We start from the raw sequence: 24,537 nt of genomic DNA, 5'->3' as shown, positions 1-24,537 counted from the left end.
GCGCGAAATATCCGTTGGGGAAAGCGCAAATATGCGCGTTTTGGGGAAATGACGTCATGGTAGCAACAAGTTCAGGTCGTGATGGATGGTCATCACGTACAGGCTTTGTTTTGGCAGCGGTTGGCGCCGCTGTTGGTTTGGGCAATTTGGTGCGTTTTCCGGCGGAAGCCGCTGCCAATGGGGGCGGTGCTTTCGTGCTGTTCTACATTTTCTGTATTCTGCTTATTGGTTTGCCTATCATGCTCTCCGAGACATTGATCGGCCGGCATGGGCAAGCATCTGCGACGGAAAGCGTCAAGAAGATGGCGGCCGAGTCTAAAGCGTCATCTGCCTGGACCAGCCTGGCGGGGCTGGGCGTTTTGTCGGCCTTCATGATCTTGGCGTTCTACTGCGTAATTGGTGGTTGGGTGCTGTACTATATTGGCATTTTTGTGTCTGATCTGTTCCAGAGCGGCGTTACTGGCGGTGCGCTCGTGGGCATGACACCCGATGACATCAAGGCGATTTTCCCGGGCTTGTTGGAGAATGGCGGCTTGATGGCCGGGCTGGATGCCGTGTTTATTTTGGTGACGGTCTATTTCGTGGCTCGCGGTGTATCCGGGGGTATTGAAGTTGCTTCCGTGTGGCTGATGCCTGCTTTCTTCGTGCTGCTTCTTGGCATCACAATCTATGGTGCATTTGGCGGAGCCTTTAGTGAAGCTGTAACCTATCTGTTCACGGTCGACTTTTCGAAGCTGACCGGTCCGGTGATGCTCGCCGCTATCGGGCAGGCTTTCTTCTCCTTGTCGCTCGGCGTTGCGGGAATGATGACCTATGGCTCTTATGTTGGGCGGGACGTTAATCTGGCGAAAACTTCTACCATGATTTCATTCGCCGATACGTCGGTGGCGTTGATTGCTGGCCTTTGTATCTTCCCCATTGTGTTTGCCGCAGGCTTGTCTTCCGAAGGCGGTCTTGGCCTGATGTTTGATGTTCTGCCGCATGCCTTCCAATCGATGCCTGCTGGGTCGCTTATCGGTCTTGCATTCTTCGTGATGGTTGGTTTTGCTGCGCTGACCAGTTCGGTGTCATTGATGGAAGTGCCGACCGCTTGGGCGATGGGTAAATTCGGCCTTAGCCGTCATAAAGCTGCCGGAATCGTGGCCTCTCTTGCATTGGTCCTTGGCATCGCTTCGGCTTACTCGTTCAACGCAATTTCGGGTTTCCACCCGCTTGGGTTCATTCCGTTATTTGAAGGGCAGGGTGTGTTCGATGCTCTCGATAGTGTGACCGCGAAGCTGTTCATGCCAATCGGTGCTTTGCTGACAGCAATCTTTGTCGGTTGGGTGGCGGACCGCCGTCTGATCGACTCAGAGAACGGGCTGACTGGCGGCTTGCACCAGTTCTGGCGTTTCCTTGTCCGGTGGCTCTGTCCGCTGGCACTGACCGCGATTTTGATCGTGGGTATATTCCCGTCTGTTCTTGGCGGGTAATACAGTCGACATAAATAAAAAGGGCCGCTCTGAAATGAGCGGCCCTTTTTCGTTTTAGTGTGTCTGATCGAGTATCAGAGTGCGGTTTTGGCGTGCTTCTTTTCTGCGTCATCATGCACATTCATACCAAGCGCCATTTTCGCGACATTGAGCAGGTTCATGTCACCGTCCCAGATTTCCGCCGCGCCTAGGTCCATGCGGAGGAAGAGGATGTCGGGGTCGGTCTTGCCGCCATCGTACCAAGCTTCGACGAAGTTATTCCAGAAATGGTCGAAGCGTTCTTGGCTGGTCTCGACAGTCAACTTGCCGTGGAAGCGTGCGAACATCTTATGATCATCACCGGCATAAGTTGCGGTGGCTTGGCCGAGCCTGGCAAAATCGCTGCTCTTTTGGGTAAAGAACCAGATTGAGCTGTCGGCATCTTTATCCAGTTGCGCGGTCATCGGAACCGCAGTTTTCGGGTCGTCGTCCAATTGCAGGAATAGGAAGGACGAATCGCCCATCGCTTCCCAGAATTTTTTCTTGATTTGGTCGGCTTTGCCATCTTGGTAACGCATAAGTGCTCCCTGTTTGTGTTTGATAGTCCAACGGAAAAGCTCCCACTTTTGTTCCGAAGGAAATTTTCGTAGTCACGTATTGTGCATTGAATGAATCTGGAACATAAGTGGAACAAATGAGTCGTTCCACTATGCCCAAAGAGATATCCTCTTCTACCCAGCCCCCTTTGCTGAAGGGCAGTGCCGCGTTGTCTGAGCAGCGGTCTGCGCGCTGGCGTCCGGGGTTGGCGGCAGAAGGTGCAGAAGTACGGCATAGCGAGGTGTTTGCCTCTGGCCATGAGGCGAGCGGAACAGCGGCGGCGCTTGCTCTCGCGCTTGATCAATGGCGGGGTGAGGAAACGCGCAGGAAAAGCGATCCCTTGGCCGAGCATGATGATCAGCGTGCCATATTATGGGTGCAAGACCGGGCGGCAATCAAAGCTAATGGGCGGCCTTACCGTCCTGGATTGCCTGAGGAACTGCGCCACCGAATAATCCATGTGGTGACTGAAAAACCCGAGGATGCGCTGTTCGCGTTAGAGGAGGGCGTGCGGTGCCGTGACCTTATCTTTGTTATAGGGGAAATCGCAGGAAATCCGCGAGCGCTGGATTTCACCGCCTCGCGCCGGCTCAGTTTGGCGGCGGAGCGGCACGGCGTCCCGCTGTGGCTGGTGCGGTTTGATGCCGGGCATGATCTATCTTCGGCCCGGATGCGGTGGGATGTGCGTTCCGCCCCGTCACCAGCGCCGCAATGGAACGCCGCCGCCCCGGGGGCGCCCAGCTTGCATGCCGAGTTGTTCCGCGCCCGGACCCACCCACCCGGACAATGGATTTTACGCGATGACGGACACAGCCTCACCGCGATCCGCCCACAGATCGCAACCCGCAACAGGACAATTACCGCCGATAATGACGAGCATTCAGAGCCTCAAGACCTCTCGGCGTATTCTGTCGATCTGGCTCGCCCGACTGTCGGTCGATCGCTGGCGGCTCTCTAACGCGCAAAATCCCGATCAAGCTAAGCGCGGGGAAGGGGCCGATGCATTGCCGACCGCGCTAATTACCGAAACCGCGCATGGTCCGCGGATTGAAAGCGCGAATGATGCGGGTATCGAGGCTGGCGCGCGCAAGGGCATGATGCTGGCTGATGTCCGGACGCTGTGCCCCGCAATACAGGTCGCGCCGAGCGATCCGGCGGGCGATATCGATGCGTTGGAAAAAATCACCATCTGGGCGCAGCGCTGGGGCCCGTGGAGCGCAATGGACCCGCCTGATGGCGTGTTGGTAGATGTGACATCGGTGGCGCATCTGTTTGGCGGCGAGAAGCGCTTGCTGGCTGATGCGCAGGCGTTGTTTGACAAACGCGGACTGGCTGCGCGGTTTGCGATTGCGCCGACTGCCGGGGCAGCGTGGGCGCTGTCACATTACGGCCCGCCGCGTGCGATCCTCAGCCCTGATGATGATGTGGTTACGCGCCTGTCACAGCTGCCTGTGGCGGCATTGCGGCTTGATGATGACGTCATGACGGTGCTGCACCGCCTTGGTTTAAAGCGGTTATCCGATCTCACCGGAATTGAAGGGGATGGCAAAGGGCGTGACGCGATTATGCGGCGTTTCCGCAATCGGCGCTCGCCAGCGGCCAATCCGCTGGTCCGTATGGACCAATTGCTGGGCAAGGTTCCGGAGCCTTTGCTGCCGGTTATTCCGTTGCATATGCCGCTGGTCCAGCGCCGTTTGATGGAGCCGATCCGTCACCGCGAATTGCTCGATCAAGTGGTTGGTGATCTGGCGCAGGATATGGCGCGCGAGTTGGAGGGGCAAGGCAAGGGAGCCCGCCGTCTCGAGCTTGGTATGTGGCGGGTCGATGGCGAGGTGGTGGTACGCGCGCTCGAAATGGCGGCGGCAACGCGCGATGCGGCGCATATATGCCGGTTATTTTCCAGTAAACTCAATGAAATAGATGCCGGCTTTGGTATTGAAACTGTGCGTTTGCGCGCCAGTTGGGCGGAACCGCTTGCTATGGGGCAGGATGATATAGAGGCTGCGGCACAAAGTCATGGCACCTCGCTGGCCGCCTGTATCGACCGGCTGAATGTGCGTCTTGGCGCAGGGGCGGTAAGCCGTCCGGTTGCTTTTGCCAGCCATATTCCTGAACGGGCGCAGCGATGGCAGCTACCTTTGGAGCCTGAGCCAGTGTTGCAGGGTGGCTTTCAAGGTGAGTTAGCCTTGCATCACAGGCCTCTGAAAATACTGGATAGATCAGAACGGATTACCGTGCTGTATGCCACACCCGATGGCTATCCACGCAGCTTCCGTTGGCGCGGCCATGTGCATGATGTGATGCGCGTAGAAGGGCCCGAGAGGATCGCACCGGAGTGGTGGCGCGAGAAATCGACTATCCGACTGCGCGATTACTACCGGATCGAGGACGGCGAGGGGCGCCGCTATTGGATATATCGCCACGGTTTAATTGACGATAATCGCGGTGGCCCGCCCGACTGGTATTTGCAGGGGCTGTGCGCCTGATATGCCCGAGGCACCGCTCACCCCTGATAAACGCAGGCTGGACCTTGATCCTAAGCTGATCCTGCCACCGCCCCGCGCGCCCTTTGTCGAGCTGGGAGTCATCAGTTGTTTTAGCTTCTTGCGCGGCGCGTCAGATGCGGTGGATCTGGTGATGACCGCACGCGAGCTTGGCTATGATGCGATTGGGATTGCCGATGCGAACAGCATGGCAGGGGTGGTGCGCCTTCACAGCGAAGCAAAGACAGCTAAATTACAGCCACTTATCGGGTGTAGAATTGAAACGATAGAGGGCGTGAACTTCCTCGCTTACCCGCGTGACCGGGCTGCTTACGGGCGGTTATGCCGCCTTATCTCGGCCGGGCGGATGTCGACGATTGATGGCGAATGGCAGACCAAGGGTGAGTGCGGCATCTCGCTGGCCATGTTGGCGGAGCATTCAGAGCGCGTGCAACTGGTGCTGCTGCCGCCGACACACCTTGATGAACAGCGGACTATCCCAGCCTGGGCAAGTAATGTGGTGGACTTGGAAGGGTATGCAGTTGAAACCGTAATCAATTGTAATTTTGAGAAAAGCTTGCAGCACCTGACTGCCGGATTGCCCACTCTTAGTCATTTGGCCGCGAGCTATCTCTACAACGGTAATGATGTAGCACGGATTGATAGGCTCGACATGCTGGCAAAGGCGAATGGTCTCGCGCTGTTAGCGAGCAATGACGTCCATTATCACATTCCGCAGCGCCGCCCCTTGCAGGATGTCATGACCGCGATCCGCCACAAAACCACCGTGGCGAGGGCGGGGCATCTGCTCCATGGTAATGGTGAACGTCACCTCAAGTCGCCAGCCATGATGGTCAAGCTGTTCGAGCGCTGGCCGCATGCGATCACAGCGTCGCGTGAAGTTGCGGATGCGTGCCAGTTCAGCCTCGACGAACTGCGTTATGAGTATCCGCAAGAAGACTATCCCGGCGGCATGACGCCGCAACAACATCTTGAAAAATCTAGCTGGGAGGGGGCAGAGTGGCGTTATCCTGCCGGAATGCCCGATAGCGTGCGGCAGACGATTATTCGCGAACTGGAGCTTATTGAGAAGCTCGATCTGGCGCGTTATTTCCTGACCATAAAGGAGATTGTCGATTATGCCCGCGGCGTCGATCCGCCAATTTTGTGCCAGGGCCGGGGCAGCGCTGCCAATTCGGCGGTGTGTTTCTGTTTGGGCATCACTTCGGTTGATCCGGCAAAACACGCGCTGCTGTTCGACCGGTTCATTTCTGAGGAGCGCAAAGAGCCACCCGATATCGATGTGGATTTCGAACATGAGCGGCGTGAGGAGGTGATCCAGCACATCTATGCCAAATATGGTCGCGAGCGCGCCGGCCTATGCGCCACAGTGATCCATTACCGCCCGCGCATGGCCATCCGTGAGGTGGGCAAGGCGATGGGGCTGTCCGAAGACATCACCAGCGCGCTCGCGAAGACGGTGTGGGGTGGTCACGGGCGTGAGATTGGCGAAGCGCATGTTGCTGAAACCGGCATGGATATTACCGAGCCGCATTTGCGCCGGGTTCTGAGTCTAACGGAGCAAATGATTGGAATGCCTCGACATTTGTCCCAGCACGTTGGTGGTTTTATTCTGACCGAAGGCGCGCTGATCGAAACCGTGCCGATTGGCAATGGCGCAATGCCGGACCGCAGCTTTATCGAATGGGACAAGGATGACATCGAGGCGCTGGGTATTTTGAAGGTCGATGTGCTCGCTTTGGGCATGCTAACGTGTATCAGGAAATGCCTCGATCTACTTGAAAAACATCATGAAAGGCGGCTCGAACTGGCCACGGTGCCGCGTGAGGACCCCGAAACCTATGCGATGCTGCGTAAGGGGGATTCGTTGGGCGTTTTTCAGGTCGAAAGCCGCGCTCAGATGAATATGCTGCCTCGCCTGCGGCCGCGCGAGTTTTATGATCTGGTCATTCAGGTCGCGATTGTCCGTCCGGGGCCGATTCAGGGCGATATGGTCCACCCCTATCTCAAACGCCGTAGGGGGGAGGAGCGGGTGCAGATACCCGCGCCAGCCGCTGAACATGGCCCGCCCGACGAGCTATCCTCGATCCTCGCGCGGACTTTGGGGGTGCCTATCTTTCAGGAGCAAGCGATGAAAATCGCGCTCGATGCGGCCAAATTCTCCAGCCTGGAGGCAAACCGGCTGCGTAAGGCAATGGCGACTTTCCGTAGCCGCGGGATGGTGGAAGAATTGCAGGATATGATGGTTGGGAGAATGATCCAGCGCGGTTATGACCCCGACTTTGCCGAACGATGTTTCAACCAGATCAAGGGCTTTGGTGAATATGGTTTCCCCGAAAGCCACGCCGCCAGCTTCGCCCATCTGGTCTATGTATCGAGCTGGCTCAAATGCCATTTTCCAGCAGCCTTTGCCTGCGGCCTGCTCAATTCGCAGCCAATGGGTTTTTACGCTCCGGCGCAAATTGTCCGCGATGTTAGCGAACATGGCGTCAAAGTATTACCTGCTGACGTCAACCATTCACATTGGGATTGCACCTTGGAGGAGGTTGGGGCTGCGGCAAATCAAAATAAGGACAAGGGTCGCCTCGACACGCATATCGCGATGCGGCTTGGCTTTAGACAGGTAGATGGTTTGCCTGAACATATTGCAGCGCGCCTGGTTGCAGAACGCGAGGCAAACGGTCCGTTTGATGACGTCGCGGCGTTGCGGTACCGGGCTCGTCTATCTCCTGCACATATTGAAAGATTGGCGTCAGCCGATTGTTTCAGCTCGATAAAGCTGTCGCGACGTCAGGCGCTGTGGGATGCTCGCAGCCTCATTGGCGGGCCGGATTTGCCGCTGTTCAAATATGCCGAAGAGCGGGACCAAGGTACAGAGGCAACGCAGGCTTCTCTGCCGGTGATGCCGCTGTCGGAAGAGGTGGTGAATGATTACCAGACCATGCGCCTCAGCTTGAAAGCGCATCCGCTGTCATTCCTACGCCCGCGCCTTGCTGAACGTGGCTTTGTAAGGGCCTGTGATCTGAGGAAGCGGAAGTTTCGCTCGATAGTGCAAGTCGCCGGAGTGGTGCTGATCCGCCAGCGGCCTGGCAGCGCAAAAGGCGTATGTTTCATCACGCTGGAGGACGAGACCGGTGTGGTGAATCTAGTGATTTGGCCCGATTTAATGGAGAAACAACGTAAAGTCATCATGGGTGCGCGGCTGATGGAAGTTCGTGGTAGGGTCGAGTATGATGATGAAGTGATTCACGTTATTGCCGCCCATCTGACCGATGCAACGCCTGCGCTGCATGCATTGTCTGATGATATGCTGAGTGTCGATATGGCGCGGGCCGATCACGTGAACAGTCCCCTGCCAAGCAAATTTTCAGCGCGCGATCTGGTCGATGATTTGCCCCCTGAAATGACAGTTGCAAAAGCAATTGATAATAGCGACTACCGCCAAGGACATCCGCGGAATGTCCGTATCATCCCGAAATCGCGGGATTTCCATTGATGGCGCGAAACCAGTTAGTCTCAACTGATATCGGGAGTTTCAAGATAGATCGCCGGATGATCATGTTATTGGTCCTAGCTGGGTTGGCGCTTTCCAGTTGGCGGTTTTTGGCTGAGTACCCGCAGCATAACCCTTGGGCACCGCTAGATCTCAACGATCCGCCAGGATGGGCAACAGCAAGAAAGCTGAGTGCGCTGAAAGAGAGCCCAGAGGTGTGCCGTTCCGTCCTTGAGCGTAGTCAAATTGCATTCACGGCCCTTGAACCGGCAGAAGCCGCCGATGCGGCATGCTCGCGGCCAGATCGAACAGCGCTAGACGAATTTCCGTTCTCCGGTAACAACCCTGCAACGACCTGCACCATTGCAGCGGGGTTGCAATTATGGATGGAGAAAACTGTTCAACCCACCGCCGATGATATCTTTGACAGTGCCGTTATCAGCGTACAGCACCTTGGAACGTACAGTTGCCGACGGCTCTATGGAGCAGATGGCGGGCCGTGGAGCGAACATGCTACCGGTAATGCGATTGACATCTCCGGCTTCATATTGGCGGATGGAACCAAAATTAATCTGCTAAATGATTGGAATGGTGAAAGTGAAAAAACGCTATTTCTCAGAGCGATCCGGGACGGCGCGTGCTCCTCATTCGGAACTGTGCTGTCCCCGGATTACAATGCCGCGCACCGCGACCATTTTCATTTTGACCAGGCCAATCGCAGCTGGTCAGTTTGCCGCTAAAATTAAACTGCCTCAATCGCATACCCTGCCGAACGCACCGTCCGAATAGGGTCATGTGCACCATCTATCTCAATCGCCTTGCGTAACCGGCGGATATGTACATCCACAGTACGGAGTTCGATATCACTACCATTATCCCATACGCCGTCGAGCAATTGACCGCGTGAGAATACCCGGCCCGGGCTCTCCATAAAGAATCTTAGCAGGCGAAATTCAGTCGGGCCAAGCTTCACTTCGCTTCCGGCGCGCTCGACGCGGTGCGCAACAGGGTTAAGCTTTATATCTCCGACCTCAATTGATTGTCCCGCCAGAACAGGGCGGATGCGGCGCATAACTGCCGCGACGCGAGCGAGCAATTCACGCGGAGAAAACGGCTTAGTCAAATAATCATCCGCGCCGGTTTCCAGTCCGCGGATCCGGTCATCCTCATCCTCGCGCGCGGTTAACATGATGATCGGAACATGCGCGGTATCTTGGTTGCGGCGAAGTCGGCGGCACACTTCGATGCCGCTTGTTCCCTCGATCATCCAGTCAAGGATGACCAGATCGGGTGTATCCTCTTCGGCGAGGATCAGCGCTTCGTCACCATCGGGGGTAGCGCGAACCTCGTAGCCTTCTTTTCTGAAACGGAATTCCAGCAATTCGGACAGCGCGGGATCGTCTTCAACCAGCAGCAATTTCGCAGCAGACATGGAGACTTCCCTCTCGCAGAACCTGAGATCTTGTAGCACTAATGTATTACATATTCACGACGGAAGCATCACGTGTGGGCGAGCACATATACTAGTCGTCTTCCTCGTCAGGAGGGTAGTTTCCGGTAGCCGCGAAGTGTACCATCTCTGCTACATTGGTGGCATGATCGCCGATACGTTCGATATTGCGCGCAACAAACAGCAATTGTGCGGCGCTTGAAATCGTCGCAGGATTCTCGACCATATAGCTGACAACATTGCGGAAAATGCTGTTGTAGAATGCGTCTACTTTCTCATCGGTAGCGATCACTTCAAGCGCCAGAACGGGGTCGCGCGCTGCGTAAGCGGTCAGCACATCATGTACCATCTCGCACGCAATATCACCCATTGCAGGCAGCAGGGTAAGCGGCTCAAACCGCCCACGGCCTTCAATCTCACCAACGCGCTTGGCGATGTTCTTGGAATAATCCCCGATCCGCTCGACCACGCCGGCAATTTTGAGCGCGGCAATCACTTCGCGCAAATCATCAGCCATAGGTGCCCGCAGCGCAATGATTCGCACTGCCAATTTGTCGACTTCATTCTCTAGCGCATCGATCTTCTTATCGCGCTTTATGACCCCTTTCGCGAGCGACAAATCACCCTTGACCATAGCCTCGAGAGCTTCTTGGATCGACAATTCGGCCAGGCCGCCCATTTCTGCGATCAGGCCGCGAAGGCGCGTAATGTCCTCGTCGAACGCTTTGACTGTATGATCGTTCATTAGCCGTACCGTCCTGTGATATAATCTTGCGTTCTCGTTTCTAGCGGATTTGTGAAAATGTCGGAAGTCCGGCCATATTCAACCACCTTGCCTAGGTGAAAAAATGCCGTCCGTTGCGATACCCGCGCTGCCTGCTGCATCGAGTGAGTAACGATGACAATCGCATAACGGCCACTGAGATCGTCAATTAACTCTTCGATCTTTGCAGTGGCAATTGGATCAAGCGCCGAACATGGCTCGTCCATCAGAATGACCTCGGGATCAACGGCAATGGCCCTTGCGATGCACAGGCGCTGTTGCTGACCGCCTGATAGTGCAGTGCCGCTGTCTGCGAGGCGATCTTTAACCTCGTTCCAAAGCCCGGCGCGTTGCAATGATTTCTCGACAATCTCGTCCAGTTCATCCTTGCTTTCGGCAAAGCCGTGGATTTTCGGGCCGTAGGCAATGTTGTCGTAGATCGATTTTGGGAAAGGATTGGGTTTCTGGAAAACCATGCCGACCCTTGCGCGCAATTGGACCACATCCATTTTTGAGCGATAAATATCTTCCCCATCGAGCGTGATTTCACCTTCGACGCGAGCGGTTGGAATTGTGTCATTCATGCGGTTCAATGTCCGCAAGAAAGTCGATTTCCCGCAGCCCGACGGACCGATGAAAGCGGTGACATATTTGGTCGGGATATCAATCGACACATTATCGATCGCCATCTTGTCGCTGTAATAGACGGAGACATCCTTCGCGCTCATCTTCGCGTCAGTGTCTTCAAGATTGGGATGTATTACGGTCACCATTTTTTCTCGAATTTGTTGCGCAGGTAGATGGCCAAGCCATTCATCACGAGCAGGAATAACAGGAGGACGATGATAGCAGCAGATGTCCGTTCCACGAAACCACGGTCAATTTCGTCGGACCAGAGGAATATCTGCACGGGCAGAACTGTTGCGGGGGATGTGAAACCTTCGGGCGGAGTGGATATGAAGGCGCGCATGCCGATCATTAGCAAAGGTGCGGTTTCGCCCAATGCGCGCGCCATCCCGATAATGGTCCCGGTCAAAATCCCTGGCAAAGCAAGTGGCAGGACATGGTGGAACACGACTTGCACCGGTGAAGCGCCAACAGCCAGCGCGCCGTCTCGTATCGACGGAGGAACAGCCTTGATCGCGTTACGGCCAGAAATAACGATAACCGGCATGGTCATTAGCGCCAGAGTCATACCACCTATGATGGGGGCAGATCTGAAATTGGGGAACAGCCATAGGAATACAGCCAGCCCCAACAGCCCGAAGATAATCGACGGCACCGCTGCCAGATTATTAATCGATACTTCGATGATGTCCGTCCAACGATTCTTGGGCGCATATTCTTCAAGGTACAGAGCAGCAAGAACGCCAATCGGGAACGCCATTAGGAGCGTCACAAGCATCGTCAGCATTGAACCCTTTAGCGCACCCCAGATGCCTGCGGATTGCGGGTCCGTAGCATCTGCGCGTTGGAGGAAGCCGACATCAAAATTCTTGGCCAGCTTGCCCTCCGCCTCAAGCGAGTCGGCGAGTGCTACCAGCTCGGGCGTGCCTTCGCCGTCCAATGCCGCAGCGAGGTCTGGGGTTGCGGGCAGCCAATATGTCCCTGATTCTCGCAATATCGAAGGGTCGGAGATTATAACTTGAGCAATATCGCGCCATGCATTGTCACTGACCTCTGCAGCGCCTTGCGGCCCCAAAGACTCTTCAGCGTAGAATTTAACAACGGAGTCCAGACCTTGCATTTCGAGTCGTTGCTCAGCGTCAGGCTGGGACAGTGAGGCCGGATCGCCAGACAGCCCGGCTTCGGTGAAATCAATTGGAACAACCAATTCGGCGCGCTGGAAACCGCCAACCCCGTTTATCGTCATGGTCACCAGCAGGAACGCCAAGACGGATAAAGAGAACAAGACTGCAGTCAGTCCGACCAGCTTGAAGCGCCGTTCCGATTTATAGCGTTTTTGCAATCGCGCTTCGAATGCCGCGCTGCGCGTTGCGTAGCCGGTGCGGTCGTTACTGCCATCAGGCATAGAGGGTGTGGCCGTGTTACTCATAGGCTTCACGGAACCTTTTTACGACGCGCAAGGCGATAAAGTTTAACCCGAGCGTGACCAAGAACAAGACGAATCCGAGCGCAAACGCACTGAGCGTAGCAGGGTGGTCAAAGCTGCCTTCGCCGGTTAACATTTGCACAATCTGGAATGTTACAGTTGTCATCGCTTCTAGTGGATTTGCTGACAAATTGGCAGCCGCACCCGCCGCCATAACGACGATCATTGTTTCACCGATTGCGCGGCTGATTGCGAGCATTATACCGGCAACAATACCAGGGAGGGCAGCCGGCACCAACACCCGCTTGATAGTTTCTGACGTTGTCGCGCCCATTGCCAAACTGCCATCGCGCATGGCCTGCGGAACGGCCGCAATTGAGTCGTCTGCCATCGACGATACGAACGGGATAATCATGACACCCATTACCAGTCCCGCAGCCAAGGCGCTTTCGCTGGATGCACTGGTAATGCCGATTGAAACTGCAACATCACGGATGAAAGGTGCGACAGTCAGAGCAGCAAAATATCCGTAAACTACGGTTGGCACGCCAGCGAGAATTTCGAGCGCGGGTTTGAGCCAACTGCGGACAGTGGGGTTAGCATATTGGGTCAGATAGATCGCGCTCATCAAGCCGAGCGGTATCGCTACAATCATCGCGATCACCGCGCCAATGTAAATCGTACCCCAGAAAAGCGGAACCGCTCCGTAACGAGTCGGGTCTGGATTGGCCGGATTGCTCATCGGGTCGGGACCCCAATGTGTTCCGAACAAGAAGTCGAGTGGATTGACCATCCCGAAAAACCGAATGGTCTCGAAAACCAAGCTTACCACAATGCCCAAAGTGGTCAGGATAGCCACCAGAGATGCCAGCAACAGCAAAGCCATCACGGTTTTTTCGACGCGCGTCCGGGCTGTAAAATCGGGTTTCAGCTTTAGAAACGAATAAGCGCCGCCAAGGAATCCGATTACCAGAGTACCGACGATGCCGATAATGTTGTATTTGCTAATCGCCTGACGAAAAGGCTCAACCAGCACCTCTGCGTCTTTGTTAAACACGCCAATCTTGGAGCCATTGGCAACGGCCTCCGCCTCGCGCATTAGGGAGTCGCGTTGAAACCCGGCGGAGGCGAGATCGGCAGCGGCGGGGGAGGCAATGACTGATTGACTGATTAGCGCAGGCGAAGCGACTGCCCATAGCGTGATGAAAAATATCACAGGAATGACTATCCACAGGGCCACATACCAACCGTGATAGACCGGAAGTGCAGCCAGGCGTGTTTTACCTGCTTCACGCTTGAACGCCCAAGCCCGGCTACGCGCAGCAATCCAGCCGGCAACGCCCAGGCCAATCGCAAGTAACAGAAGAATTGCAGGCGACATCGCTTTAGTGGTTTCCTAATTTGCTGTGTCGTTCCGCGCAGAATTGCGGGTGGCTTGGTCAATTTCTATGTCCTGGGAAAAACCGGACAAAGGAATCGGTCGATATGCTAATGCCTCGTTGATGTAGAAGTATGACAATTGCATGACAATCAGCTGGGCGTGTTATCCAGAGTTGGGATACGGACAACAATGCTGGTGCCTTGACCCTGCTCGCTTAGAATGTCGAGCCGCCCGCGATGGCGCTCGACAATATGCTTCACAATCGCCAAACCTAGCCCGGTCCCGCCCGATGCACGGCTGCGTCCGGGGTCAGTTCGATAGAAACGGCGGGTTAGATGAGGTATTTGCTCGGGATCGATACCGGCTCCCTGGTCGGAAACAGTCAGTTTCGCTTCGCCGGCTTCGGTTTTAGATACTGAGATTGTTACCGATTTATCCCGGTCGCCATACTTCAATGCGTTGTCGACAAGATTTCTGACGAGCTGTTCCAATTGGCGGGTGTCACCCAGAACGGTCATTTCCTTGCCCAATTCAAATACAAGCCGGTCGGTGCGATTCAGACCCGCAACATCATGAGACGATGATTCTACCAGAGCATTGAAGGCAACATGGTCTTGTGGCTGTTCATGCTTTTCTGCCTCAATTCGCGAAAGCGACATCAAATCGCTAACCAGACTTTGTAATCGCTTTCCTTCGGCGAGGATTGTGTCGAGAAATTTTGCCTTTGTCTTCGGCGGAAGATCTTCGTCGTCGCGGATCGTTTCGACATAGCCGATTATCGATGCCAGCGGTGTCCGCAATTCGTGGCTGGCGTTAGCTACGAAATCAGTATGCGCGCGACTGACGTCGATTTCCGCAGTCTGATTTAGCAATTCGATCACGGCGATGCCGTTTGACAAATTCTGTTTATTAACGCGCCATACGTCGCGGCGCCGTGCGAGTCCGCGCACTTGAGCAAAACCGTTCTTGGGCGAATCGATCAGCTTGATTGCTTTGGGATGACGCAACGCGACTCTCGCATCCTGCCCGACAATGTGGCTGCCGAGCAATTTACGCATAGCTCGGTTGGCAACGGAGATGCGGCCTCTTTCGACCAACAAGATCGGGGTGCCCGCATATTCAACCAATTCGCTCATATTTGCGCTACTGAACGGGTCGGCTTCTTCAACAACCCGTTCTTCGGGTGGGCGAGCCACGGAAATCAAAAGCGAACCCGCCCAAACGGCACCGATTCCCAGTGCCAGCCAAAAGCTTGCGCCACTGACCAACATGGCTGTCAGGCCCGCGGCACAAAGCGCGAAACTGGGCCAGGGAATGGGAACTCGCTCGTCCATGAGGGATGAGGCTCTAACGATCCGGATAGCGCTAAGCGAGTCATAAGCGCCGCTTTTGATCAAGAAAGGCCGATTATGGCAGAGTGCTGCACTGTCGCAGCAAAGTGGATGTTCTTGGGAAGTGGTGACCCCTACGGGAATCGAACCCGTGTTTCAGCCGTGAAAGGGCCGCGTCCTAACCGCTAGACGAAGGGGCCATCATTGAGCGCTAATCCTAAGATCTAAGGCCCAAAATGCAAAACGCCATCAATGGTGACCCCTACGGGAATCGAACCCGTGTTTCAGCCGTGAAAGGGCCGCGTCCTAACCGCTAGACGAAGGGGCCATACTGATGGCGTGGCGGCGCAATTAGGGGCGTGAAGGGACCGCGTCAAGCCTCGGCACAGCATTGGATCAGCTTTATTGACGCCAACAGAGGGAATTCCGGCGCTCAATCCGCCCATGCTGCATCTTCTAGATGCAATTCAGCAGCGGGACGGCTTCCCCAATCATCAATCTTTGCCCGCCCAGCGAGCCACAACTTCCGGCCCTTAGCACCGTGTAAAAGCGCTTGTCCCATCTCGCTTTCAGCTGCTCTGAACGCAATGGCTTTCAACGAGCCACCGTCTTGACCGCCCACAATCAGACGCAAATGATCATTGCCGACGATGTCTGCCTTAATCAGGTGCACTGGACCGATGGCCACTTTTGGTCCCGGCCAGCCGATACCATAGGGGCCGGCTTCCTCAAGATCGTCGACCAGGCCTGGTGCCAAACCGCGCGGCGCCAATGCCAAGTCAATCTTAAGCGTTTGTGAGGCTTGTGCATTGGCAACATTGCGAGCGAGTTTCTCGTCAATCCATTCTGCAAATTGGTCAAGTTTATCGGCGTCAATGGTTAAGCCTGCCGCCATTGCATGGCCGCCGCCAGCGACGAGCAGGTCTTGCCCGCGAGCAGCGATAATCGCCGCCCCCAGATCAACTCCCGAAATAGAACGGCCAGAGCCTTTGCCCTGACCTGTTTCTTCGTCGAGCGCGATGACGATGGCTGGCTTGCCGGTCTTTTCCTTGATCCGTCCAGCTACAATTCCGATTACGCCCGGGTGCCAGCCTTTGCCCGACAAAATCATCACAGCGCGGTTGTGCTGCGATGCAATCTGTTGCTCAGCGGCCTCCTGCACCTCGGCTTCGATAGCGCGGCGGTCTTCATTCAAAGAGGAAAGCTGTTCAGAGATTTGCCGCGCTTCTTCTGGGTCTTCGGTAGTCAGCAATCGAACACCAAGAGTCGATTCGCCGACTCTGCCTCCTGCGTTAATTCGAGGGCCGAGAGCAAAGCCCAAATCGCTACACACAGGTGCCCGCTTGAGGCGGCTTGCATCAATCAAAGCCGACATTCCGATATTGTCGCGCTTTGCCATAACTTTCAGCCCTTGCGCCACGAATGCGCGGTTGAGACCGTGCAAGGCCGCAACATCAGCAACTGTTCCAAGCGCCACGAGATCAAGCAATGAGAATAAGTCCGGCTCCTTGCGGTCTTTGAAGAAATCCCGTGCGCGCATGGTCCGCACCAAAGCGATAGCAAGCAAGAAAGCCACCCCGACTGCTGCCAGATGACCATGTGCCGCCGCTTCGTCAGTTTCGTCCAATCGGTTCGGGTTGACCAAAGCAGCGGCCTTGGGAAGCTCTGCGGAGCATTTGTGATGATCGACCACGATGACGTCCACACCCGCCTGATGGGCCATCTCGAGCGCCTCATAGGCCATGGCGCCGCAATCTACGGTTACAATTAAGCTGGAACCGGCCTCCGCTAGCTTGACCAATGCTTCGCCGCTGGGTCCGTAGCCCTCCAGCAACCGGTCAGGTATGTAATATTCCGCATCGCAACCGAGCATTCGTAACAGCCGGATCATCAAGGCAGCGCTGGTTGCACCGTCGACATCATAATCACCATAAATCGTGATTGTCTCTTTGGCGAAAATGGCTTGGGCCAAGCGTTCGGCTGCATTCTCCATGTCTTGGAAAATAGAAGGGTCCGGTAAAAAACCGCGCAATGTCGGTGAGCGGTGGCGTTCGAGATCATCCTGATGAACACCACGCGAAAGCAACAGTTGGGTAACAATATCGGTCATCAACCCCGCTTCGAAGCCGCTCAAATCCATATTGCCCCCGCGCCATTGCCAGGCCTTGCCTGATAGGGAGTGGGTGACGCCGAATACCGGAGAGAAAGTTTGTGATGCCATGATCTGCTTCTACGATACGATGAGCGATGCGGCAAAGGATGTTGATTGACAATCGACAGCTTGGCGCGATGCTAAACAAATGACTTCATCCACAAAAGATCTTTTGATTGTGTGGCACAGCCGCACCGGTGCCAGCCGTGCAATCGCGGAGGCGGCGTTTGAACAAGCAGAAGGCAATGCCGATTTGCTGGCTGCAGAACATGTTAAGATTGAGGATTTACTCTCCGCATCCGCATATTTGTTTGTCTGCCCCGAAAACCTCGCAAGCATGAGCGGGATTATGAAAGAGATGTTCGATCGTACCTATTACCCCGTGTTGGGGAAGATAGAAGGGCGACCCTTCGCCACGATAATTGCCGCTGGATCCGACGGTGAAGGTGCGCAACGTCAAATTGACCGGATTGCTAAAGGGTGGCGTCTTAAACGCGTTGCAGATCGGCTTATCATACGGTTCGATGCGCAATCTTCTGAAGCAATTTTGGCGGCTAAAACTGTTTCAGATGCGAACTTACAGCAATGTCGCGAGCTGGGCGCTGCACTTGCCGAAGGCGTGCGGTTGGGTGTCTTTTAGATTGTTTGAACCATTGTGGGTCAATCCTTTATTCGAGGACTCGACCTATTGGGTTTTTAGCGGCATTGTTTTGTCCATCAGGCGTTCGAGGTGCACAAGACTATTACAAATGAAACAAAGAAGTGTGGCGATGCTGCGACGCGCGGGATACATCTCCTGTTCGCCAAAGGAAAGCGTCCTTTGGCCTCTAAAATTCATGAAATCGCTTCGGCAAGCAAAAGCGTTACGGTCAGCTTTGATCCCCGCGCTAAAGACGTCGATGAATGTGGGAAGTACATTGAATCCCCCTGGCTAGAACTACTTTGCGATAGCCTTACCTTCGAGCTCAGGAACTTAGCGGTCGGAAGCGACGAGCATTTTGCCCATTCGCTGCAATCAGACAATGCGGCAAGTGGCAAAGTAGACGATGGTTTTGAACGGGTTTATCTCGTTCCTGGCCCCCATCTGGCAGGTGGGGAAGGAAGTCTCCCAATACTTAGGTCAATGATGGCGCTGGCTGCGTCATTGCCAGCGTTCTTGCCCGACATTCACAGCTTTTACTGGCCGCCAGCTAGGAGTGAGATCGAAAAGGCTCAATTTACGCTAGCGATTGACCGCTGGCTTTCAGGCGGCACATTTCCCGTACCCGAGCTGGTCTCACTTGAGCATAGGCCGGACAACACTCTGAAAACTCGAGGTCTTGCATTCATTACGGGTCAGGAATTGGAACTTGAAGCCAGCGTGTCGATAGGGCCTGACTCTGCCGCACGCTTAGCCGGGCGCCTTATCAGCCAATTGGTCTTGCAAGGCGCTGTGGAATGTCCCGACCGCATGATTGGCCCAGATGGCCACCCGCTTAACTTGGAAATTTCAGCAAGCAAGGGCGCAGTCATCGTGAGACGTGGTTGAGCGCAAATGTTAGATTGTCAGTACATTACATCCTTGCGGCAAGATCTTGTTTGGCTTGGTTATACTCCCGCTCCAAACGGTCGACCCGATCGGCCACTGTTTCAACCGCATCGACAACGCCAACGCCCTGGCCCGAACCCCAAATGTCTTTCCAAGCCTTGGCTTTGCTGTTGCCGCCTGAGCCAAAATTCATCTTGCTCGGATCGCTGACGGGAAGGTTCTCTGGATCGAGCCCGGCTTTCTCGATTGATCCTTTGAGATAATTGCCATGCACCCCGGTAAATAGGTTGGTGTAGACGATATCGGCCGCCTTGCTGTCGACGATTTCCTGCTTATACGCTTCGTCCGCATTTGCCTCTTTTGTCGCGATCCAAGCCGAACCGATATAGCCGAAATCTGCGCCCATTGCCTGCGCAGCCAGCACTGAACGGCCGTGCGCGATCGAGCCTGACAGAGCGACCAGTCCATCAAACCAACTGCGGATTTCCTGCATCAGCGCAAACGGCGATTGCGTGCCAGCATGACCGCCAGCGCCAGCGGCAACAGGAATCAACCCGGTTGCGCCTTTTTCAATCGCCTTGCGCGCAAACCGATCATTGATCACGTCGTGCAGGGATATACCGCCCCAGGCTGTAACTGCGGAGAATACTTCCTCTCGCGCTCCAAGCGAGGTGATCACCATTGGCACCTGCCATTTTGCGCACACTTCCATATCTTCTTCGAGCCGATCATTGCTCCGATGGACAATCTGATTGACCGCATAAGGCGCAGCAGGGCGGTCCGGATTGTCGCGATTATGCGCGGCCAATTCCTCGGTAATCCGGTGAAGCCATTCATCAAGCATCCCGGAGGGCCGCGCGTTGAGCGCAGGGAAGGACCCGATAATACCTGCTTTGCACTGCGCAATGACCAATTCAGGGCCTGACACGATAAACAGCGGTGAGCCGATGATAGGCAAGCGTAGGCGATCGAAAGGTGCGGGAAGGGCCATCGGTTACTCCGTTGCGTTCTGAAACTTTGGGTGGGTTTATGGCGACCATGCCGCCTTGTCGAGTGCGCACACAATTTGCGTAGCTCTTCATCTTGATGACCCTACGTCAACAGTGACTCCAGCCCATAGAAGCGTGCAGCATTGCCAGCGTAAAGCGCGGCTTTCTCGTCTTCTGAATAGCCGGTAGTGATTCGTTTGAACGCATTCCACAGCAGCGGATAGCTCGCCCCCCAACGGTCGACTGGATAATTGCTTTCGAACATTGCGCGATCCGTGCCGAACGCGCCGATGCAGGTTTCAATGTATGGCCGCCACATTGCTGCAAGGTGTTCGGATCCTGTTTCATTTGCGGGGCCATCCTCCGGCATCCCGCAAAACGCCATTGCCAATCCGCCCAGTTTCACCGAAACATTCTGGTGTTCAGCAAGTGATCGGATGGAAGCACGCCACCGGTCATAATTCTCGGCCAAAGTCCCACGATAGGACGCGATATTGAGAGGTGTACCGCAATGGTCTAGGACAATTTTTTGTTCGGGAAATGCAGCCGCTAGCGATATTATATCGGCCAGTTGCGGTTCGAGCAGCCACGCATCAAACGTTAAATTATGCTTGGCAAATTCAGCGAAGCCAACGCGGAATTTATCGCTAGAATATAAGCCCGCCGGAGCATGGAACGGAGGGCCGAGCACTGCAGGATCCGCATCCCATGCGCCTTGCTGGCGGATGCCCTTGAATCGCCCATTGCCAGCCAATTTAAGAGCCTCAAGCACCGGGGAAACCGAACTACCGAGCGTCAAGTCGGCATGACCTATTATTGCGGCGCAAGCCCGCAGATCGCCATAGAGCCCACTCGCACTTTGCGCGGCTACGCCGTTCACAAATTCAACTTCGCCAACCGGTTTCATCGCCTCGCTGGCCGTGGAATTATAGAATGCGCCGCATTCCATAAAAACTGTACCAATAATGTTATGGCCGGTGTTCAAATCGGCATGTAGTTGATCGAACGTATAATGTGCCGCGCCAGCAATTGCCGCAATAAAATCATGCTGCGGTTCGGGAAACATTGGCAGCATCGGGCGCAAGTCCCACAGATGATGGTGCGGATCGATGATTGGCAGGTCAGGCTCTAGAATTTCTTCGGTCATGGACATCCCCCTTTTGGAATACGATAAAGCAACAATCGGCGGTGTCGAGCCACGACGGTAGTTCATAAACCTGCAAAAGAATGATATGGTTTGCAAAAATGGAGGTCGTCATGAAGCAATTTGGCAAAACCCGCTCGCTAATCGCAGGGGCATTGTTGACGGCCGCGGTCATTGGCATCGCGCCGTTGCATGGGCAGAATTCCGGTGGGACCACCGCAGCCGAAGATGAAGATTTAGTCATCGTAACCGCGACGCGCATTCGTCAAGGCGGCGCGCAGGATATTAAACAATTTCGGTCAATTTCACTCGATGGAGCGTTCCTGCCGCGCGCGGAGAGCTTGACGATTGAGGGGCTGCTAGGCGAGCATGATCTTACTCTTCCAAGCGATGGCTCATGCGCGCAGCTGTTCTGCGTTACCGGACATGCGATGCGATCTGACTTATCGACAAGACCGGCTGACAAATACTTTGTCGGGTTGGGATTCGATAGCAATGTTGATGGCAAAGCCAGATTATCCGAGCCACTGAGTTTGGTCGCAGTGGTTGATAGGTCGGGATCGATGACCGGCCAAAAAATTGCGCGGGCAAAGGAAGCGCTGCTCGTTTCCTTGTCCAAAATGCGCGACAGTGACCGCCTGGGTATCGTCCAATTTGGTTCGGTCAGCGAAGTTTTACTTCCTGTGATGGATGTTGGGGCAAATAGGGAAAAGCTTGCAGCAGCAATCGTCTCGATCGAAGCCGATGGCTCGACCGATATGGAATCAGGATTGCTGCTCGGGTTCGAAAATGCCTTTGCCGAGGATGAAGCCACCGGACGCAAGACTCGCATTATGTTGTTCACTGACGAGCAGCCGAATGTGGGGAATGTTCAGCCACAAGGTTTTATGGGCCTGGCTGTCGCTGGGTCGAAACGCGGTGTGGGCTTGACCACAATCGGTGTCGGGCGTGACTTTGATAATGCACTGGCATTACAGCTATCCAGCGTGCGCGGAGGCAATCTGTTTTACTTGGCCCAAAATGGTGATGCGCGTGCTCTGTTCGACCGCGAATTCTACAATATGGTCACCGAAGTCGCGCATGATGTTGTGATTACCATGACACCGTCTGAAGGTTACAAAATCAATGCTGTCTATGGTGTGCCGAATGAAGTTTTGAGCGAAACACCGGAGGGCGCAGTTATCGTCAAGGTGGGTTCGGCATTTATGTCGAGCTATGGCGGCGGTGTTTTCGCCAGCATGGACATTGACCGAGGTAAAGCCGCTTCAGAGGGCGCTCCGCTCATGTCTGTCGCCATTGGTTATGTAGACGCACAGACTGGAGCTGCTGGTTCAAATGTAGAGAGTGTCGCGTTACCGGCAGCCGAGGCACCCGAACGACTTCGCGCGGCCCAGATACTGGTCGATGAATATCTTTCGCTTAGCACGGCATTGGCATTATATCACGACAATGGCGACCGAGCCGGCGCATACTCGATGATCGATGGCCTGTCGCAGCGGTTGGATGCAGCCGATGTTCAAGGCCTGGAGGCCGAACGAGAGCTGGTGCGGGGGCTTCGGACGCGCTCTGCCGCCTTGGCTGGGGTGGGCGACATTCCCGATAATTTGAGACCATTGGGAGTGATCGGGCGATGGGAGGTCAAATCACAGCGCGGGCTCGAAGAAGTTGAACGCGGCGACATTGTTGAGCTGACTGCAGACGGGCAGTTAAACACCTACCGACTTGTTGGAAAATTCAGAGGCAATGAGGTCAATCAATCCTATCAGATCAACGAAGATCAACTCTATATTAATTATACAGACTTGGTTTTCTATTACCGGTTAAAAGGTGACGGATTGGTTCTGCGAGCCAAAGGTGGCCCACAGAAACTCGATCTTCGCCGGATTGAGTCCTAAGCCCTCAAAACTGCTGCATTGGCAGCACTGAGCACAGCGCGCACGCTGGCGGTGGCCACGTCTTCATCGATGCCGCAGCCCCAGATGGTTTTACCGTCTGCATCACGGCATTCGAGGTAGGCTGCTGCGCGCGCATCGCGGCCACTGCCAAGCGCGTGCTCGGTATAATCACGAATTTCAAGCTGTAGGCCGAAGCTCTCTTCAATAGTCGAAAGCACCGATGAGATAAGCCCGTTGCCGCGCCCGCTAACACGCTGCTCTTCCCCCTTTACCGCAATGGTTCCGGCGAAGATACGGGTGCCATCTGATGCCCTGTTCTCTTCATAATCTATCAGCTGGAAATGTTTGTCCATCGTCTGCACATGATATGCGGTTTGGAATGCGCTCCAAATATCAGCGGCATTGAGTTCGCGCCCTAGATTGTCAGCAAGATGTTGAACGTGACGCGAGAAATCGGCTTGCATCGCTTTGGGCAGTTTAAGTCCCTGATCCTGCTCCAAAACCCAAGCAAAACCGCCTTTGCCGCTTTGCGAATTGACCCGGATTACCGCCTCATAGCTACGGCCCAGATCGGCGGGATCAATCGGAAGATACGGCACACGCCATAGCTCATCATTTTGTTGCTCATTCGCGGCAAAGCCCTTCTTGATTGCATCCTGATGGCTTCCGGAAAATGCTGTGAACACCAACTCCCCGCCATAGGGATGGCGTTGGTGTACGGGAATTTGGTTGCAATATTCGACCGTCTCGATGACCCGGTCGATATCGGAGAAATCGAGACCAGGGTCGATACCCTGCGTATACATATTAAGCGCCACGGTGACGAGACAGCAATTGCCCGTCCGCTCTCCATTGCCGAATAGACAACCCTCAACCCGGTCCGCACCCGCCATCAGGCCAAGCTCTGCTGCCGCAACGCCGGTTCCGCGGTCATTATGCGTATGAAGACTGATCACGGCCGCGTCGCGGTTCGGCAAATTGCTGCAGAAATATTCAATTTGGTCAGCATAAATATTGGGTGTTGCCGCCTCGACTGTTGCAGGAAGATTGAGGATAATTGGCCGGTCTGGCGTTGGCTGGAGAATATCCATCACCGCTTCGCAAACCGAGATGCTGAAATCCAGCTCTGCGGTTGAAAAGGTCTCAGGGCTATATTGAAAATTCCAATTGGTATCAGGCCGCTTTGACGCCTCGTCACGCATGATCTTTGCGCCGGTGATCGCAATATCGCGCACCTCCGCCTGGCTCATCCGGAACACAATGTCGCGCCACGCAGGGCTGAGCGCATTGTAGAGATGGACAATAGCGGTATGCGCACCTTCCAGACTCTCGAAAGAGGTGCGGATCAAGTCTTCCCGCGACTGGGTGAGGACTTGGAGGATGACATCGTGCGGCACCTTGCCCGACCGAACCAACCCTTGAATGAAGTCGAACTCGGTTGCTCCCGCGCTGGGGAACCCGACCTCGATTTCCTTGACGCCGATTTCGACCAGTAAATCGAAGAAGCGGTTCTTCTTAACTGCATCCATCGGGTCGATGATTGATTGATTGCCGTCGCGTAAGTCAGTGCTTAGCCAACGGGGAGGGGCGGTTATCGTCCGGCTCGGCCATTGCCTGTCGGGGAGATTAATCTGCGGAAAAGGCCGGTATTTTTTCAAAGGCCGAGACTTATTTGAAGGAATGTCGAGCGTGGTCATCGAATTTACCCAAAACTGCAGTTTTTCTGGAAGCTAGCGGTGTTTCCCTTGGGCAGTCAGCGCACCCAATACAGCACGCATTCTATCACGCCCAAGGGCGGGTAAGTCG

Annotated in this window: 19 protein-coding genes and 2 tRNA genes; 8 read left to right on the top strand and 13 right to left on the bottom strand. The window is 54.9% G+C overall.

Going from position 1 to position 24,537, the window contains the following annotated elements; genetic code table 11:
• Positions 1-56: 56 nt before the first annotated feature.
• Positions 57-1,472, top strand: coding sequence for a sodium-dependent transporter (locus GRI36_RS09510; RefSeq protein WP_160598251.1), 1,416 nt, complete (start codon positions 57-59; stop codon positions 1,470-1,472).
• Between the two features lie 74 nt (positions 1,473-1,546).
• Here GRI36_RS09510 and GRI36_RS09505 read toward each other — a convergent pair whose 3' ends face one another.
• Positions 1,547-2,029 (bottom strand): pyridoxamine 5'-phosphate oxidase family protein, encoded by a 483-nt coding sequence (locus tag GRI36_RS09505; RefSeq protein ID WP_160598250.1) that lies wholly within the window; start codon positions 2,027-2,029, stop codon positions 1,547-1,549.
• 116 nt (positions 2,030-2,145) lie between these two features.
• On the opposite strand from GRI36_RS09505, the gene GRI36_RS09500 reads away from it, so the two are divergent.
• From GRI36_RS09500 to GRI36_RS09485, 4 genes are read left to right on the top strand one after another with little or no spacing between them, the layout of a single operon-like run.
• On the top strand, positions 2,146-3,006 hold the full coding sequence (locus GRI36_RS09500; RefSeq protein WP_235902213.1) for a hypothetical protein: 861 nt from the start codon (positions 2,146-2,148) through the stop codon (positions 3,004-3,006).
• On the top strand, positions 2,918-4,534 hold the full coding sequence (locus GRI36_RS09495; protein ID WP_160598249.1) for a Y-family DNA polymerase: 1,617 nt from the start codon (positions 2,918-2,920) through the stop codon (positions 4,532-4,534). Before GRI36_RS09500 ends, GRI36_RS09495 begins: the two co-directional genes overlap by 89 nt.
• Position 4,535: 1 nt before the next feature.
• Positions 4,536-8,048, top strand: a complete 3,513-nt coding sequence (locus GRI36_RS09490; protein ID WP_160598248.1) for an error-prone DNA polymerase — start codon at positions 4,536-4,538, stop codon at positions 8,046-8,048.
• Positions 8,048-8,785: an extensin-like domain-containing protein gene (locus tag GRI36_RS09485; RefSeq protein ID WP_160598247.1), complete on the top strand. Its 738-nt coding sequence runs from the start codon at positions 8,048-8,050 to the stop codon at positions 8,783-8,785. Before GRI36_RS09490 ends, GRI36_RS09485 begins: the two co-directional genes overlap by 1 nt.
• A gap of 2 nt (positions 8,786-8,787) precedes the next feature.
• Here the strand turns inward: GRI36_RS09485 and phoB are convergent, their stop codons facing one another.
• The 9 genes from phoB to recJ form a co-directional block, all read right to left on the bottom strand.
• Positions 8,788-9,477, bottom strand: coding sequence for a phosphate regulon transcriptional regulator PhoB (gene phoB, locus GRI36_RS09480; RefSeq protein WP_160598246.1), 690 nt, complete (start codon positions 9,475-9,477; stop codon positions 8,788-8,790).
• A 91-nt stretch (positions 9,478-9,568) separates the two neighbouring features.
• Positions 9,569-10,240, bottom strand: a complete 672-nt coding sequence (gene phoU, locus GRI36_RS09475) for a phosphate signaling complex protein PhoU (protein WP_160598245.1) — start codon at positions 10,238-10,240, stop codon at positions 9,569-9,571.
• Positions 10,240-11,031: a phosphate ABC transporter ATP-binding protein PstB gene (pstB, locus tag GRI36_RS09470; protein WP_160598244.1), complete on the bottom strand. Its 792-nt coding sequence runs from the start codon at positions 11,029-11,031 to the stop codon at positions 10,240-10,242. Before pstB ends, phoU begins: the two co-directional genes overlap by 1 nt.
• Positions 11,025-12,314 carry a phosphate ABC transporter permease PstA gene (gene pstA / locus GRI36_RS09465; RefSeq protein WP_160598243.1) on the bottom strand — a complete coding sequence of 430 codons (1,290 nt, stop codon included), beginning with the start codon at positions 12,312-12,314 and terminating at the stop codon, positions 11,025-11,027. Before pstA ends, pstB begins: the two co-directional genes overlap by 7 nt.
• Entirely contained in the window at positions 12,307-13,692 is a 1,386-nt protein-coding gene (gene pstC, locus GRI36_RS09460; protein WP_160598242.1) for a phosphate ABC transporter permease subunit PstC, read from the bottom strand. The genes pstA and pstC overlap by 8 nt, the downstream gene beginning before the upstream one ends.
• 149 nt (positions 13,693-13,841) lie before the next feature.
• On the bottom strand, positions 13,842-15,026 hold the full coding sequence (locus GRI36_RS09455) for a sensor histidine kinase (protein WP_160598241.1): 1,185 nt from the start codon (positions 15,024-15,026) through the stop codon (positions 13,842-13,844).
• Positions 15,027-15,148: 122 nt separating this feature from the next.
• A tRNA-Glu gene (locus GRI36_RS09450) sits at positions 15,149-15,223 on the bottom strand.
• A gap of 53 nt (positions 15,224-15,276) precedes the next feature.
• Positions 15,277-15,351: transfer RNA gene (locus tag GRI36_RS09445), tRNA-Glu, on the bottom strand.
• Between the two features lie 105 nt (positions 15,352-15,456).
• Entirely contained in the window at positions 15,457-17,244 is a 1,788-nt protein-coding gene (gene recJ / locus GRI36_RS09440; protein ID WP_160598240.1) for a single-stranded-DNA-specific exonuclease RecJ, read from the bottom strand.
• Positions 17,245-17,323: 79 nt separating this feature from the next.
• Between recJ and GRI36_RS09435 the strand changes: the two genes are divergently transcribed.
• On the top strand, positions 17,324-17,815 hold the full coding sequence (locus GRI36_RS09435) for a flavodoxin family protein (RefSeq protein WP_160598239.1): 492 nt from the start codon (positions 17,324-17,326) through the stop codon (positions 17,813-17,815).
• Between the two features lie 180 nt (positions 17,816-17,995).
• Positions 17,996-18,703, top strand: coding sequence for a hypothetical protein (locus GRI36_RS09430; RefSeq protein ID WP_160598238.1), 708 nt, complete (start codon positions 17,996-17,998; stop codon positions 18,701-18,703).
• Between the two features lie 25 nt (positions 18,704-18,728).
• Here the strand turns inward: GRI36_RS09430 and GRI36_RS09425 are convergent, their stop codons facing one another.
• Together GRI36_RS09425 and GRI36_RS09420 are read right to left on the bottom strand one after the other, a co-directional pair.
• A complete protein-coding gene (locus GRI36_RS09425; protein ID WP_160598237.1) occupies positions 18,729-19,694 on the bottom strand; it encodes an NAD(P)H-dependent flavin oxidoreductase in 966 nt (321 codons plus the stop codon).
• A 101-nt stretch (positions 19,695-19,795) separates the two neighbouring features.
• Complete coding sequence (locus GRI36_RS09420) at positions 19,796-20,839, bottom strand: amidohydrolase family protein (RefSeq protein ID WP_160598236.1); 1,044 nt, start codon at positions 20,837-20,839, stop codon at positions 19,796-19,798.
• Positions 20,840-20,949: 110 nt separating this feature from the next.
• Between GRI36_RS09420 and GRI36_RS09415 the strand changes: the two genes are divergently transcribed.
• Positions 20,950-22,731, top strand: a complete 1,782-nt coding sequence (locus tag GRI36_RS09415) for a vWA domain-containing protein (RefSeq protein ID WP_160598235.1) — start codon at positions 20,950-20,952, stop codon at positions 22,729-22,731.
• On the opposite strand, the gene leuA is transcribed toward GRI36_RS09415, so the two are convergent.
• Positions 22,728-24,428: a 2-isopropylmalate synthase gene (leuA, locus tag GRI36_RS09410; protein WP_160598234.1), complete on the bottom strand. Its 1,701-nt coding sequence runs from the start codon at positions 24,426-24,428 to the stop codon at positions 22,728-22,730. The genes GRI36_RS09415 and leuA overlap by 4 nt on opposite strands.
• Between the last annotated feature and the right edge of the window lie 109 nt (positions 24,429-24,537).

This window comes from Pontixanthobacter gangjinensis (assembly GCF_009827545.1).
Lineage (GTDB): Bacteria > Pseudomonadota > Alphaproteobacteria > Sphingomonadales > Sphingomonadaceae > Pontixanthobacter > Pontixanthobacter gangjinensis.
The sequence above is the reverse complement of the archived record's forward strand: the minus strand, read 5'-3'. Positions and strand labels throughout refer to the sequence as shown.